The sequence below is a fragment of the Blautia difficilis genome (assembly GCF_014297245.1).
Taxonomy (GTDB): Bacteria; Bacillota; Clostridia; order Lachnospirales; family Lachnospiraceae; genus Blautia_A; species Blautia_A difficilis.
In genome coordinates this window covers 1-15,300 of the sequence record NZ_JACOQG010000041.1, presented here as the reverse complement: position 1 = coordinate 15,300, position 15,300 = coordinate 1, and the positions used below count along the sequence as shown (strand labels likewise).

General features: G+C 38.1%; 14 protein-coding genes and 3 pseudogenes. 15 read left to right on the top strand and 2 right to left on the bottom strand.

Features of this window, described 5'->3' with window-relative positions; translation table 11 throughout:
• Positions 1–121 precede the first annotated feature (121 nt).
• Together H8Z82_RS15590 and H8Z82_RS15585 are read left to right on the top strand one after the other, a co-directional pair.
• Positions 122–349 (top strand): peptidase M50, encoded by a 228-nt coding sequence (locus H8Z82_RS15590; RefSeq protein ID WP_243176502.1) that lies wholly within the window; start codon positions 122–124, stop codon positions 347–349.
• A 56-nt stretch (positions 350–405) separates the two neighbouring features.
• Complete coding sequence (locus H8Z82_RS15585) at positions 406–1,017, top strand: class I SAM-dependent methyltransferase (RefSeq protein WP_008704955.1); 612 nt, start codon at positions 406–408, stop codon at positions 1,015–1,017.
• Between the two features lie 280 nt (positions 1,018–1,297).
• Here H8Z82_RS15585 and H8Z82_RS15580 read toward each other — a convergent pair.
• Positions 1,298–2,173 (bottom strand): annotated as a pseudogene (locus H8Z82_RS15580) (tyrosine-type recombinase/integrase); the annotation flags it as partial.
• Between the two features lie 311 nt (positions 2,174–2,484).
• On the opposite strand from H8Z82_RS15580, the gene H8Z82_RS15575 reads away from it, so the two are divergent.
• From H8Z82_RS15575 to H8Z82_RS17960, 11 genes and pseudogenes are all read left to right on the top strand, one after another.
• The gene (locus tag H8Z82_RS15575; protein WP_019162962.1) at positions 2,485–2,925 is read left to right on the top strand and encodes a GNAT family N-acetyltransferase; all 441 of its coding nucleotides are present in this window, start codon (positions 2,485–2,487) and stop codon (positions 2,923–2,925) included.
• 88 nt (positions 2,926–3,013) lie between these two features.
• A complete protein-coding gene (locus H8Z82_RS17185) occupies positions 3,014–3,277 on the top strand; it encodes a hypothetical protein (protein WP_243176504.1) in 264 nt (87 codons plus the stop codon).
• Positions 3,261–4,328 carry a DUF6040 family protein gene (locus tag H8Z82_RS17460; RefSeq protein ID WP_330608005.1) on the top strand — a complete coding sequence of 356 codons (1,068 nt, stop codon included), beginning with the start codon at positions 3,261–3,263 and terminating at the stop codon, positions 4,326–4,328. Before H8Z82_RS17185 ends, H8Z82_RS17460 begins: the two co-directional genes overlap by 17 nt.
• A 56-nt stretch (positions 4,329–4,384) precedes the next feature.
• Positions 4,385–4,480, top strand: a pseudogene (locus H8Z82_RS17965) (helix-turn-helix domain-containing protein); the annotation flags it as partial.
• 343 nt (positions 4,481–4,823) lie between these two features.
• Positions 4,824–6,017 (top strand): ATP-binding protein, encoded by a 1,194-nt coding sequence (locus tag H8Z82_RS15560; RefSeq protein ID WP_019162959.1) that lies wholly within the window; start codon positions 4,824–4,826, stop codon positions 6,015–6,017.
• 84 nt (positions 6,018–6,101) lie between these two features.
• The gene (locus tag H8Z82_RS15555; protein ID WP_186995620.1) at positions 6,102–6,791 is read left to right on the top strand and encodes a response regulator transcription factor; all 690 of its coding nucleotides are present in this window, start codon (positions 6,102–6,104) and stop codon (positions 6,789–6,791) included.
• Positions 6,767–8,032: a sensor histidine kinase gene (locus H8Z82_RS15550; RefSeq protein WP_186995619.1), complete on the top strand. Its 1,266-nt coding sequence runs from the start codon at positions 6,767–6,769 to the stop codon at positions 8,030–8,032. The genes H8Z82_RS15555 and H8Z82_RS15550 overlap by 25 nt, the downstream gene beginning before the upstream one ends.
• A 172-nt stretch (positions 8,033–8,204) precedes the next feature.
• Positions 8,205–8,879: an ABC transporter ATP-binding protein gene (locus tag H8Z82_RS15545; protein WP_117557928.1), complete on the top strand. Its 675-nt coding sequence runs from the start codon at positions 8,205–8,207 to the stop codon at positions 8,877–8,879.
• A complete protein-coding gene (locus H8Z82_RS15540; protein ID WP_186995618.1) occupies positions 8,876–11,320 on the top strand; it encodes an FtsX-like permease family protein in 2,445 nt (814 codons plus the stop codon). The genes H8Z82_RS15545 and H8Z82_RS15540 overlap by 4 nt, the downstream gene beginning before the upstream one ends.
• A 671-nt stretch (positions 11,321–11,991) precedes the next feature.
• Positions 11,992–12,180, top strand: coding sequence for a hypothetical protein (locus H8Z82_RS15535; protein WP_019162954.1), 189 nt, complete (start codon positions 11,992–11,994; stop codon positions 12,178–12,180).
• A gap of 149 nt (positions 12,181–12,329) precedes the next feature.
• A pseudogene (locus H8Z82_RS17960) lies at positions 12,330–13,340 on the top strand (helix-turn-helix domain-containing protein).
• Positions 13,341–13,903: 563 nt separating this feature from the next.
• Here H8Z82_RS17960 and H8Z82_RS15525 read toward each other — a convergent pair.
• Positions 13,904–14,257 carry a cupin domain-containing protein gene (locus tag H8Z82_RS15525; RefSeq protein WP_019162952.1) on the bottom strand — a complete coding sequence of 118 codons (354 nt, stop codon included), beginning with the start codon at positions 14,255–14,257 and terminating at the stop codon, positions 13,904–13,906.
• A 142-nt stretch (positions 14,258–14,399) separates the two neighbouring features.
• On the opposite strand from H8Z82_RS15525, the gene H8Z82_RS15520 reads away from it, so the two are divergent.
• Both H8Z82_RS15520 and H8Z82_RS15515 read left to right on the top strand, forming a co-directional pair.
• Positions 14,400–14,774: a winged helix-turn-helix transcriptional regulator gene (locus H8Z82_RS15520; protein WP_019162951.1), complete on the top strand. Its 375-nt coding sequence runs from the start codon at positions 14,400–14,402 to the stop codon at positions 14,772–14,774.
• A gap of 40 nt (positions 14,775–14,814) precedes the next feature.
• Positions 14,815–15,300 (top strand): hypothetical protein (locus H8Z82_RS15515; RefSeq protein WP_186995617.1); only part of this gene is annotated, 486 nt, incomplete at its 3' end.

The following is a 15,300-nucleotide window of genomic DNA, read 5'->3' as shown; positions in this document are numbered from 1 at the left end:
AGTTATAGATACAGATCCACAGTGCCTTTTCAAAATATATCAGAGATGGAAATAAATACCCAGTGTTAACTGGGAGAAAGGAAAAATCCAATTACCATCTAAGATAATTGGATTATACGTAATGATTATGAGTAGAAATATAAAAGGTGGTTTTTTAACATTAAGTAGTGTTGTTGGTATTGTAGGAATGATAATAGCGGCAATGCAAAATCCAGCAACTGCATGGGTAACGCCACCTGGAAGAATGATTATAAGTATTTTAGAAAATGGATTATTGATTCCTACGGTTTTATTCCTTGTTCTTTTTATTTATGGATTGTATATTCTCCTAACGGGGAAAAACGATTGAGCAATACCGGTTTGTCGAATTAAGAAAACCGGTATTTGTGGAGGAGGAATTCTGTAATGAGATTTTTTGAAAATACCCGTAAGCCACAAGGCTTCGGCGGAAAATTGATGACGAAGATGATGAACAGCGGTCACGCCAAATTATCGCAATGGGGATTCTCAAATATCTCCGCGAAGTCTGATGCTGAAGTTCTGGACGTCGGCTGTGGCGGCGGAGCAAATATTGCGGTCTGGCTTGATAGATGTAGAAATGGCCACGTGACAGGAATGGATTATTCTGAGGTTAGTGTGGCAGAATCTCAAAAATTGAACGCCCTCGCCATTAAACAAGGGAAATGTAATGTAGTTCAAGGAGATGTATCTGCTATACCCTTTTCTGACGCGACTTTTGATTATGTTTCTGCCTTCGAAACAGTTTACTTTTGGCCAGGATTAGTAAAATGCTTTTCCGAGGTCAACCGTGTGCTGAAAAGCGAAGGCATATTCCTGATTTGTAACGAGAGTGACGGAACGAATGCCGCAGATGAAAAATGGACAAAGATGATCAATGGTATGAAGATTTACACATCTAAACAACTTGTTGCCGCTTTGAAAGAAGCGGGTTTTACAGAGATCAAAACGTATTCAAATGCAAAAAATCATTGGATAAGTATTGTTGCAACGAAATAGCCAAATTCTTTAGGTTACAATCGATGATGGGGTAAACGAAAAAGCAGTTTTGACATTGCAGGGAACTGCCCCTTCGTTTACACCATTTTCGATTTGACCTAATTGAACAAAGTAAGCGTCCGGATTGCCGTAACCTATGGGCTTTCAATTCTTTGTTCCTGCTCATGATTATATAAGATTTTCAGTATGAAAGCTACAGAAATTTGCGAAAAATACTGAAAATGGGTATGGCAAACAAACCTCAGGGACTGAGGCTTTTGAAAGTATGAGATATTGCTCTTTAACACCGCAGTGGCATTCTCATCTGTGGTTTTCCGAGATGTCCGCCACATGCTTTACATACACAGACTTTGATGCCATAAAGATGTTCCGGTATTTCAGGCATTTCCAGGTCACGAAGCTCGGAAAGATACTTCTTACATCCAAGGAGATTTCTGCAAAGAGTAAGCAGTGCCTGGATATTCCTCTGTTCCACTCCCTGCTCCATAAGGTGAGTGGCAAAGCTGTGGCGGAGGCAGTGGGGAGTGACACCTGATAACCCGGCAGCCGCTGCAGAACGGCGGATAACCTGTTCCAGTGTACTTACGGTAAGATACTGCCCTGTAAACTGATCCGGAAACAAAATGCCTTTTGGTCTGCCTTTTTTGAACCAGTATTCTGTAAGAACCGCAAGGTTTCTTTCAGACAGAATGGTATAACGGTCCATCCGGTTCTTTGTATCCCGGATATGGATCTGCATGTTAGTACGTGAAATATCCTCATAATGAAGGTGGATTACTTCGGAGACACGCATTCCGGAAGAATACATGGTGGCAAACATGGCTTTATATTTCAGGTCATCCGTAGCATCAAGAAGCTTATCGATTTCATTAACAGAAAGTACGACAGGGAGCTTGTGCTCTATCATCATGCGTGGAACGGTGATATCATCCCATAGAATGTGAAGTACATTTCGATAGAAAAAGCGGATGGATGAATTATAAAGGTTGAGGGTGGTCGCTTTCAGACCATCGTCTTTCTTGGCAAGAAGAAAGTCCCTGACATCCTGACAGGTAAGCTCTTCCGGAACTTTTCCCATGTAATTCAGGAAATAGGAAACATAGTTTTTGTAGCAGTTAATGGAACGCTCTTTGAGGTTACGGATTTTTCCGGCTTCCTCAAGCTGTAATAAATATTTTTCGTACACAATAAATCCTCCATGTAAAGTCAGTAATTTTGGGTATCACTGCTCACATGGAGGTGCATTAGAATAATAAAACCGCTTGCTAAAAGAACGGTTAGGTGTTAATCTTTTCATAGGCAGTGGTAATGTCAATCCTGTTTGATTGTTGGTTGTGGTGACTTAACAATACTACTTGTAGGACTTGGTTTCCACTGCTTTTTGATTTAGAAAGAGAAAAACTGCGCCACAGCCTTGACAGGCCATCGCGCAGCGATTTTGTTCAATCGAAATTTGTGGAGGTAAGTATGATAGTACCTGTAGATGAAACAAATCTTCTTCAAGCCGCAACCATCCATTCAATATCCTGGAAGGAATCGCATCGTGCATTTTGTACTCCTGATTTCATAGAAACACACACGCCAGATCGGCAACGGGAGTATTTGAGAAACAAGATGAACAACGGAACAAAGCTCTATATGCTTATAGAAGAAAAACCAATAGGGGTTGTTTCTGTAACAAAGGGTTTAATAGAGGATCTTTATATTCTTCCAGATATGCAAAACATGGGTTATGGAACGAAATTGTTACTATACGCAGTAGGCCAATGTACGGATACCCCTACGCTGTGGATTCTTGAGAATAATATAAATGCTGAGAGACTCTATCGTCGAATAGGCTTTAAGGAGACAGGGAGAAAGAACGCAATAACAAATAGACTTGATGAGATTGAGTTCGCATTGACATAAATTCCAGTTTTTGAAACTGAGAAATCGGAAGTTGTGGAGGTAATATGCCTATGAAAAAATTTCTTTCTTTGTTTTGTGTCTTACTTGTGTGCTGACTTTAGTTGCGTGTGGAAGAACTTCTGCTGATGACAGAACAGATGCAGGACGAACTGGATCAGAAAGACCAGACAATTCAGGAACTGAACAGGCAGCTAAGCGAATCGCTGACCTTGAACGAGAAATTGAACAGCGAAAACAGAGCCGAGAATATCGAAGCATTACGGACAAGATTAAAGCAAACAGAGAAACGATTGACCAGCGAGACAGACAGCAGGAAAAGAGCCGACGCAGAAGTCGTGGCATGGAAATTTAAGTATGAAAAAGCAGAACAGGAGAAACTTTATGCACAGACACACCAAAAGACGGTAGAGGTAGCTGTTGAGAAAAAAGTGCCTTATGAGAAATGTGAAAAATGTGACCGCACTGCTTACCAGAAAGCAAAAGAAAAATGCGATAACCGCAAAAGTCAGCTGGAAAAGAAATTTAAAAATATGACAACTGGTTATGAAAGTATCCTGTTCCTACTGGCATGGTACAGCATAACAATAACCCTGTTTACGGCTATTCTTTCGCCAGTTTTCCTTAACGACTGTATCACCTTTTTCGGTGTGTTAGGAAAAGGAATGGGAAGCTTGTTTCGGGAGTTTGTCATAGGTGCAGATTCTTTCGGACAGTTAAGCAGCGGAATACCTAACCGTATCCTTTCCGGGCTTATGTACTGGCTGATCGTAGCTATTGTTATGGGAATTTTATTTATAATAACCAGATTACTGATAGTTGGGATTGGCTATCAGGTTGGAAAAATCTACCGGAAATATTGCTGGGATATCCTCAGTATCATAGTGGCGATAACGAGTACAGCTATTGTAATTTACTTTGGAGAATGGATAAAATCTGTTATTCCTGTAAATCTCATCACGCTGTTGCTACTGGTGTATATTTCAGAAGAAATAAGTAGAGCAATTAAAGATAATCACTTAAAATCGCATTTATTGCCATCAGTATATATTGAGAATTTACGGACAGCTATTGTTGAACAATATTGTAATAGAAATACTTTGTTTATGTGGGAGAGCTTTAAAGATTACATATATTATCAAAATTCAAATGCGTGGTCATTGATACATGATTATGTGAAAGATAATGAGTGTATTATGTTTTTTAATAAGTCTGGTGATGAAAATGGTTTTTTGATTTTTAATGGAAGAGAATTACAACAAATACTGGAGGATTCTTTCGGATTTGAATTTTATATTACAGATAAAAATTGTTCATATCTACTTTGTTTTAATCATCACGATATACTTTATGGTTCTGGAAAAGCAAAGGCATGGGTAAATGAGATGTTAAATGGACATTTGTAGCAAAAAAAGTAATAGAATCATTACAAGTATTTTGTACAAATGATATAGTTAAATTCAAGAAAAAGGAATTCCGGTGGATCCAGTTGGATGGCGGAAAGTATCGCATCTCTAAGAAGAGTTTCGATGACTGGCTCGATAACTTGGAACAGTAAAAAACAGGGTGTTGATCAGGCAGGTATTGTCTGCATCGACATCCTAAATTTTTTCCTGGATTTGAGATATGATATAGAAAAAAATAAAAACTTAATAGTGCCTGACACCAAGAGGTATGTAGTTTCCACTTTTTCTATTGGAAAAGTGTTTACAAAAAAGCTGATTTTAAGTGTGGGAAATGTGTAGGGGATCAAAATTAAAAACTAATACCAAAAAATGAATGATTTAAAAAAAGTGGGAATAGAATAATGACAGAAGGCATAGAGTGTGATAATATCAGTTTATTAAATATATTACCGAAAAATAAAAATTATTTAAAAAGTGGGAGTAGGAGATGGTTGCATGCAGCTTATTGTAAGAAAAGAGTATTTAAATGAATTGATTGAATTGTATGGGACACCGGATATAAAAGTAATTACGGGCATCAGACGAAGCGGTAAATCGGTATTGCTGCAAGAGTTTGTCTCTTACCTGAAGTCATTAGAGGAAGCGGTAAATATTGTTATGATAAACCTTCAGGAATTAGAGTTTGATCATTTATTGGAATATCATGCATTGCATAAGTATATCCTGGATCAGTACAAAGAGGGAATGACTAATGTTTTACTGATTGATGAGGTTCAGTTGTGCCCGCAGTTTGAACTTGCAATTAATAGTATTTATACAAAAGGAATTTATGATATTTATATTACCGGTTCAAACGCATTTTTGTTAAGTTCAGATTTGGCAACACTTTTTACCGGAAGAACGATGGAAATAAAAGTATATCCATTTTCTTTTGCGGAATATCTAACTTATTATGGTATTACAGACAGGTATGATGAAGCATTTGATCAGTATGTACGCACCGGTGGTATGCCGGGATCTTATGTATATAAGACTGAGGACAGACAGTATGATTACGTTCGAGATGTGTATTCAACCATTCTTATCAGAGATTTGGTTGAAAAGTATAAGATAAGAAATAAATCAGAGTTCACCAACATATCGGAATTCATGATGGATAACATCGGTAATTTACTCTCGCCTAATAATATCAGCAAAACTTTAAAAAATGACCAGAGCGAGATAACCAGAAAGACGGTGTCAAAATACATTGGTTATTTAGAAAATGCATTTCTGTTCTATGAGGCAAAACGGTATGATTTAAAAGGAAAAAAATATCTGGCAAATAATAGTAAATATTATCTTTGTGATACATCATTTCGTTATGCAGTCAATGGTACACGAAACATAGACTTTGGAAGAGTTTACGAAAATATTGTTTATCTGGAGTTGCGTAGGAGAGGATATGAGGTATATGTGGGAAAACTCTATAAAAAGGAAGTGGATTTTGTAGCTAAAAAACGTGAGGCTCAAATATATATTCAGGTAAGCGATAATATTTCAGATGAAAAAACATTTGAAAGAGAATATTCGCCTTTGCTTGCAATAAGAGATGCATATCCTAAGATGATAATTGCAAGAACACACCATGAAACTTATGATTACAAAGGAGTGCAAGTGGTTGACATCTGTAGATGGTTACGAGGATAGTACAAATTATTGCTCAAGGTATGTTTTTTGATATAACTTGTGAAAGAAAATGTTGATTATAGAATAAAGAGAGGTGCATATGCTATGCCAGGTATACTCGTGGTTGAAGATGATGAAAATTTAAATCGTGGAATTGCATTCTCACTGAAAAAATCCGGATATGAGGTTTTTTCAGCAGAATCAATGAAAAAAGCGAAAAGAATTGCAAGTGATAATAATGTGGATGTTACCATTTGTGATGTGAATCTTCCGGATGGGAATGGACTGGAATTTGTAAGGTGGATGAGATGCAATTATAATACATACATTATTTGTCTTACAGCACTAGATCAGGAGATGGATCAGGTCATGGGATATGAAGCAGGGGCAGATGATTATATTACAAAGCCGTTTAGTCTTTCGGTACTTCTTTTGAAAATAGAAGCACATTTCCGCCGCAGACAGGAGAAAACGGAAGCCGGAAAGATGATTTCGGGAGATATCGTATTTATCGCAGGAGAAATGAAAGTCCTGATAAAGAGTCGTGAAATCAGTCTGACAAAAACGGAGTTGAAAATGCTGACTTTTTTTCTTCAGAATCCGAAACAGATTCTTTCAAAAACACAAATATTGGAAAATGTGTTTGATCTGGAAGGGGATTTTGTGGATGAAAATACAATCGCTGTCAATATCAGAAGACTCCGTGAGAAAATCGAAGACAATCCGGCTGCACCGGTCTATATAAAGAATATCAGAGGTCTTGGGTATATATGGAATCAGGAGGTAAGGCAGTGACAAAGAGATATCGCAAGAAGATTACAGTAGTGCTCTCCTTGGTATTACCTGTCATATTATTGTTTGCAATATTAAATTGCTTTACCACGTATGTGTTTTATGAAGATTATAAATATAAAATGAATCTTATGACAGAAATTGCAGCAAAGGAAAAATTTTCCGGGCTGGATGCTGTTGCGGAATTGCTTAAGGATAAGGATATTGAAACCAACGAACAGGGAAGGCGATTATTGGAGCAATATGGATACTGGGGAAATAAAGGGAATGTGTTTTATTCGCAATTCCGGCATCAGGTTATGGTGACCGGTGCTGTAAGCACTGTGATATGCGTGCTTCTTTTGATTATTTTATTTTATTGGAAGAAGACAGAAAATGCGTGTCATCAGAAAATTTTAGACCAGTTAGAAGAAATTCTGATCAGATTCCGTGAAAATAAATTTGATGATTTACTGAAAACGGAAAATCACGCTGAACTGGAAAAATTGAATGACCAGCTTGAAGCAATCGGACATCATATTCAGTTGCTAAAGGAAGAAGCACGGGAAGAAAAAGAGAGCACGAAAGAAATGGTTTCTGATATCTCTCACCAGTTAAAGACACCGGTTGCAGCTTTGGATACATGTTTTAGTGTGCTGATGCAGAATGACTTAAGTGCCACAGAACAGGAGGAGTTTCGTATTCGTTGTCGGAGTGCTCTGGATGGACTGGAGACATTATTGCAGTCGCTTCTTGAAATATCCAAGATGGAAACCGGACTGATTCAGATTAATAAGAAAAAACTTCCGCTTATGGATACTGTCATATCTGCTGTGAACCGTACTTATCCAAAAGCGGATGAGAAAGAAATTGAATTCGTTTTTGACTATGCAAAAGAGCTGGAAACATGCATGGTTGTGCAGGATAAAAGGTGGCTTGGTGAAGCTTTTATCAACGTTCTGGATAATGCGGTCAAGTACAGTCCGGGTGGTTCAAAAATATTTATCCGGTTACAAAAAAGAAACGATCTTGTAAGAATGGAAATTGAGGATCAGGGAATCGGTATTCCGCAGAATGAGTATCACAAAATTTTTCAACGATTTTACAGAGGAGGTTCCAAGGAGGTCAGGGAAGAGAGTGGCACGGGAATCGGACTTTTTCTATCGAGAGAAATTATCGAAAAACACGGAGGTATGATCACGGTAATCTCCGGCAAAAAGAAAAAAGGAAGCACGTTTGTGATTCAATTACCATATGTTGGTTAAATTTTAATTGGGCAGAAATCTTACAATTCTGTAAGATTTCTGCCCAATTTTTGAAAGTGAAATGAAAGATTATATTGCTACAATCAGCATGTAGGTTGAAAAATGATATATAAACAGGCAAAGAAAGTGTGCTGAAAAGGTACGCTTTACAGAATTGAAAAGGAGGCAACACATGAGTGTGATATTAGAAACCAGGCAGCTTTGTAAGTTTTATGGTGCAGGTGAGAATCAGGTCAAAGCGGTAAATCAGGTGGACATTCAGATTGAGCAGGGAGAATTTGTCGCAATTGTTGGAAAGTCAGGTTCCGGTAAAAGTACATTACTTCATATGCTTGGAGGGCTTGATACCCCGACAAAAGGCAGAGTTACTTTAGCGGGGAAAGATTTATACAGGATGAAGGAAGATGCCCTTGCTGTTTTCCGCAGAAGAAAAATCGGATTTGTTTTTCAGGCATTTAATCTGGTTTCATCTGTTAATGTCTGGGAAAATATTGTACTGCCACTGGGGCTGGATGGAAGAAAAGTGGATGAAGCGTATGTAAATGATATTATTGCAACTCTGGGGATTGAAAACCGGATTTATAATCTGCCAAATCAGTTATCCGGAGGACAGCAGCAGAGAGTAGCAATTGCAAGAGCACTGGTGAATCGTCCGGAAATTATATTTGCAGATGAGCCGACAGGCAATCTTGATTCTAAGACCAGTGATGAGGTAATCGCTCTGCTTAAGATGACAGCAAAAAAATATGGACAGACAATTGTAATGATTACCCATGATGACGAAATTGCACAGGTCGCTGACCGTATTCTGGTGATTGAGGACGGACAGGTGGTGGATTTCAGATGAAGACAATAAGCAGGATTGCATATAGCAATGACAAAAGGAACAGGACAAGAAGTATACTGATCATGATGGCAATCTGTCTGGCCACGATGCTGCTTGTTATCATCAGTACTGTGGGAAATGGGGTAATTCATTTACAGAAAAGTCAGGCGGCAGGATCATATGGAAGCAATTATGGTCTGTTTGTTTCCGCAGACGGATCGCAGTTAAAAGAAGTAAACCGCCGTGCGGAAATAGATGCTACAGGCACTATGTGCACCGAAGGTATCATAAAAGGCAATGAAAAAGGCGGGTTTGTCTGCATGGATGAGACTGCAAGAAAAATGCTTCCTTATAATAAAGAATATGAGTTGAAGGAAGGAAAGTATCCGGAAAAAATGCAGGAAATTGCCGCAGGAAGAGCATTTTTTCGTGCAATGGGGTATGGTGATGTAAAGATCGGAGATACGGTTACACTGGATTACCGCGCAGGGATGCAGTCAGAATATAAGCCGGAAGAATTTGTTGTCAGCGGAATCCTATATGATCGGGATGAGTATACCATCGAGGCATCTTATGTTGCTTTCGGGTCACAGGAGTTTTATGATGAGCACGTCGCAGAGAATGACAGACAGTATAATATTTATTTTACTTTAAATGATTCTGCAAATGTATCTATGAATAATATTGATTCGGTTATAAAGCAGATTGCAGCAGCTTGTGGGATCGAAGAAAAAAACGTTATAGTCAATGATCTCTATTTGCAATGGGTCTTGCAGCCGAGTTATGAAACGATTGCGGTATGCGGGGTTTTGATTCTTGCAATTGTACTTTTCTCTGTTGTGGTCATTTATAATATTTTTCAGGTCGGTATTGCCAACAAGATACAGGAGTATGGAAAAATCAAGGCTCTGGGAGCAACAAAAAAGCAGATGAAACAACTGATCTTCAGAGAGGGCATTTTTTTGACAATTTTTTCAATACCGGTTGGATTGCTTTTTGGCTTTCTGATTGCAAAATGCGGTTTTAACTGGCTGGTAGAACAGGGGAACCTTGTATCAACCCAAACTGGCTCTATGGAAGTTCAAAATCAGCAGGTGCCTCTGTTTTCCCTGCCTGTTATGCTTCTCTGTATTTTCGTATCATTTCTTACCGTTGCTTTGGCACTGCGTAAACCAATGAAAATTGTTTCACGGATTTCACCTATCGAGGCAACACGGTATTTAGAAAATGCAGAAACACAAAAAAAAGGAAAACGAAATGGCAGAAAAAATGTTACCGTGTTTTCTATGGCAATGGCAAATATAACGGGTAATCCAAAAAGAACCATTGGTACCATCCTCACACTGGGGCTTTCCTGCGCATTGTTTGTGATTATCTCTAATTATGTGGGAAATATTGACACGGAGCATGAAGCACGTCGTTACATAAATCATGGACAATTTGAACTGCAGCTTGACTATTCTGATGAGTATGATGAAAAATATCCGGAGAATAATCTGGATACGATTCTGACGGATAATCTATTGAATGATTCGCTGATTGAAGAAATCAAAAGCATTCCAGGAGTGACAGATGTCATGACGAGAGAGATTGTCTCTGTAAATCTGAACGGAACAAGATTTCCGGCTGATATTGTGAGTAAAAATGATTTTGATTTTATGCGCCAGGACGGGGATATTGGCTCTATGGACTATGATCAGGCGGTAAAGAATGGTGATATTTTCTTTGGCTGGTCAACGTGGATGGAACAAGATGGATATGCTCCGGGTGAATCCATTGCATTTGACTTTGAGAATGGAAGTGGAACCTATACCTATCAGGGAAAGATTGCAGGATCCTTTGCAGGTGCGGACACTTATCTTGTCATTCCGGAAGGTGTATACCGTTCCATGAATCCGAGAGGAACAGCCTATGGCTATCTGTGGGTGGACTGTGATAAAAAAGATGTGGCATCTGTAGAACAAAGTCTGAATACTTTGATTTCTAATACTTCGCATATAAAAATGGATACCTATCATGCGCAGTTACAATATGCAGAAGTCGCAGCCCGCATGATGAAGCTTGGCTGTTATCTGTTTATGGCGGTTGTAGGACTCATCGGTTTTATGAATATGGCAAACACCATGATTATGAATATTACGACAAAAAAGCAGGAATATGGTGTATTGCAGGCTGTGGGTATGACAAATAAACAATTAAATTTATGCCTGCAGTTACAGGGACTGATTTTTACGGTTGGCACCATATGCGTAGCTTTGATCATTGGTCTGCCGCTCGGCTATGCACTTTTTTCCTATGCAAAACATAATGGAATATTTGGAATGAATATCTATCATGTTCCAATTACACCAATTCTTGCTATGATTTTGCTGGTCAGCCTTTTGCAGATTGTGCTTTCCCTCGTTTTAAGCAGTAATCTGAAAAAGGAAACGCTGGTAGAAAGAATAAGGTATCAGGGATAGCAAGTATTGCTGGGATATCCTCAGTATCATAACAGGAATTAAAAGCACTTGGTTTCAAAAAGTTTTGTACTTTTGACAAAATGCAACCGATTTTTCATCAATTATAATAAATTTGATTAAGCAGCCTGTGTGTAATGAAGCATACAGGCTGCTTGCATTTATAACTCTAATGAATCTTCTGTATCTACCCACATTTGTAAATTGCCCTCAAGATATAATCTCGCATATTCAAGTGGTTCATCGACTGCAAGTGAAGTCAATGCTGTTTCGTTGTGGATTGTATTCTGCAAATATTGTTCTCATCGTATCCCATCTCCTTATCATTTAATCAATCATTAGTAGCAAAAATTAAGAAGCATTTCAATCAGTCCACCATATCACTTTTATTTTATGTTATACTGTTTTATATAATTTTTTTGGTCTCCGCTGCCGCTTCGGTCGGCACAGAGCAGATGTCCACCGGACATCTTGTGCCCTTGTATTTGCCCTTATCAGAGTTCATAAACACTGATGGGACGATATAACACAAGGGAAAAAATAAGGGAAAGCTCACCTGCGACAAATCCAGTGTTTTCAAGGGTTTGCGGAGAATTTAATAACAAAATATAACAGTTATTAAATCTCTTAAAACAGGTGAAATCTCAATCGGAATTTGGAGGAGATTCTTATTTATGAAAAAAGGAATAAACAAATCAATCTTATTTTATATTGCATCAGTTCTGTTTTTCATAGCGTCAGCTATTGGCTTTACGAGTGGAAATGAAAATTCTATGGCTATAGTATGGTTATGTCTTGGTTCCTCATTTCTTTGTTTAGGTTCGACTCATAAGAAAAAGGAAAACAATACAGATGATAAATAATTTCCTGCTTGTATTGTTGGAAAATAGGGATTTATCGAGTCCTTTTGTGATTTGCAACTGCTGGTTGACAGATTTACAGCCTGAAATGGTGGAATGCAAACAGTAAAATTGTTATATTTAGCTCATAAAATCTGCAAAAGGAGGAAAAAATGATTTTAGCTGATAAGATTACAGAGGAAAGAAAAAAGAATGGATGGTCACAGGAAGAACTAGCCAATCAGTTGGGCGTATCCAGACAGGCAGTATCTAAGTGGGAAAGTGCAGGGGCTGTTCCAGATTTGCAAAGAATTTTACAGATGTCGGAGCTATTTGGTGTTAGTACAGATTATCTATTAAAAGATGAAATGAAAGCAGAAAATATCACCTATCGCGAAAGTACTGAAAGCTATGCAGAACCGTTGAAAAAAGTAACTATGGAGAATGCAAATGAATTTCTTGACATGAAAAGAAATGGATCCAAAGTAGTGGCAAACGCAACAAGTATGTGTATCTCAAGTCCAATATTATTGATTATTCTTGTGACAATGGCAGAAGATGGCGTATTTCATGTTTCGGAATCTCTGGCAACAGTATTTGGATGTGTTTTTTTGCTTGGAATGGTTGCGGCAGCCGTCTTTTTGTTTATTACATATGGAATGCGTGAATCACATATGGAACATTTTGAAAAAGAATGCTTTGAAACAGAGTATGGTGTATCTGGAATGGTATGAGAAAAAAAAGATTCCTATGAACCAATTTTTATCAGAGGAACAGCTGTTGGGGTAGTGCTTTGTATACTGGCAGTGATTCCGACAATTATTGCCGGATCTATGGAAGCGTCCGACTATTACTGTGGTCTTTCCGTCGGATTACTGCTATTCATACTTGCAATAGGAGTGAATCTGTTGGTTCGTGTTGGGATGGTAAAAAGCAGTTATGATACCCTTCTTCAGGAAGGCGAATATACAAAAGAAGAAAAACTGTTTAAGAAAAAGACGGACACGTTTTCTGGTGTATATTGGTGCTTGACTACAGCGATTTACCTTGCATGGAGCTTCTGGACGATGAGCTGGGATATTACATGGATTGTATGGCCGGTTGCAGGTGTTTTATTTGCAGCATTGCTTGGTGTGGTGAAAATGGTGTTAAAGAATAGCAGTGAAACTCAGCACTATATTTAAGATGGAGTTAAGTTTATTTTCCGCATATTATACTCATCCAGAAATTCTAATTTGGAAGGGGGGACTGCTATGCTGAGAAAGTTGAATTGTTTTTTTAATATCGTTATTGGTTCATTCATAGGAGTTTTCATTGGGTTCGGAATTTATAAGTTCTGGTACTTTAAAACCTATCCAAATTTATATGCCATGCAGTCTGCAACGTGGTACACAGAGTTGCTGTTGGACGGTGCCTTGGTGGCAGTTTTGGTGGTCGTATGTATTATCCTAAAGCTGATTATTTGGAGAAAGTTAAAGCCATAACTTCTTATATAAAAAATTGAGAAATCGTAAAATTTAAGAAAAAGAAATGCACAGTTCTTGGCTTATCGGGAGCTGTGCATTTTTGTAAATAAATACTTTTAACTAGTACAGCGAATATTAAGTAACCGCTATATTGACTTGTCTGATTTTTCATCTGCGGCGTTGTCGTCAATCGCCGTAGCCACCGCTACGCCTCATTCCTCCGCCTTGCAGCTGAAGAAATCATCCTGCGTCAATATAGCAGAAACTTAATTTTCGCTGTACTAGCCGATTACGGCATCCTCTGCTGTAAAATGTTCCAGAGAATTTTCTTTTACCTGAATGCAGATATAAGTAATTCCGGAAATATCGGATGCAAAAAACTGACGCTTTGCAGCAGGTGCGATTTTTAGCCAGTCTCCAGTTGAAAGGCTGATTTCTTCTCCATCAATTATGGCTTTGCCGTTACCTGAAAGAATTCCATAGATTTCTTCATTTTCTTTATGAGAATGAACAAATGGGACATTTGCTCCTGCAGGTAGTTCGTTTAAACTGATTTCTGCACCTGTTAAAGACAACTTTTCATGCAGCTCAATTCGGTTTTCCCTTCCAATAGTTGTTTTTGTGTAATTTGCCATGATAAAACCTCCATAGTTAATTTGTAGTTTCTGGTTGCTTGATATTAGTATAGTGTGAGACACATACAAAAACAAGTACGCACCTTTTTGTAACTGTACACTCAAAATTGAATGTGTTACAATAGACTCGGAGGTGAGAATTATGCGAGCAAAAGAAGAATTACCGGAATGCCCAGTTGCAACAGCAGTATCGCTCATCGGAGGAAAATGGAAACTGCTGATTTTGCGTAACTTGAAAGAGCGTCCATGGAGATTCAATGAGCTACAACGAAGTATAGATGGTATTTCACAAAAGGTTTTGACAGAGAGTTTAAGACAAATGATGAGTGATGGACTGGCATATCGCCACGATTACCATGAGCAGCCACCGAGAGTTGAATACGGCTTAACGGAACTCGGAACAAAAATGCTTCCAATTGTTAATTCACTTGCTGACTTTGGTAACTACTATAAATCAATTATTGAACAGAATTACGAGGGATGCTTCTTGTCCGAAGGGCAAGAAGATGGCGATTAGAAAGAGTTTAACAACTCGGTATTTGCGAGGATGAACACTTATGAAAGAAAAAAGCAAAAGTGAAGTTTCAATAATAGGTGGTGCAGATGGCCCAACAAGTATTTTTATAGCTGGTAGAACACGGAAAAAGCCTCTAAAAGTAAGGATACAAAATAGTATCTACAGATATAGACGTAAGATAGTAGAGAAGAAAGTGGTTGCAGATGTACATACTCTTGATGAATTGGTACAATATGCAATGAATACCTACAATCTAATTGAAACTAATTCAACTGAGAGAAAATATATTGAACAACAAAAAAGCCTAAAGGAGAGTTTAATTTTACAGCATAAACCAGAAGTTTTAGGAGAAATGAAGGATATTCCAAAGCCGGATATTTCTAATGAAAAATCTGTCAGAGAATATTTTTGTAAAATAAATACTCGAAGCGAAATGATCGCCGAAATGCCAGATGATGTAATTCCTATGAACTTTCATCTATATGAAATAAGAATCGGTGATGATTTCGCTTCGAGTATTTATTTT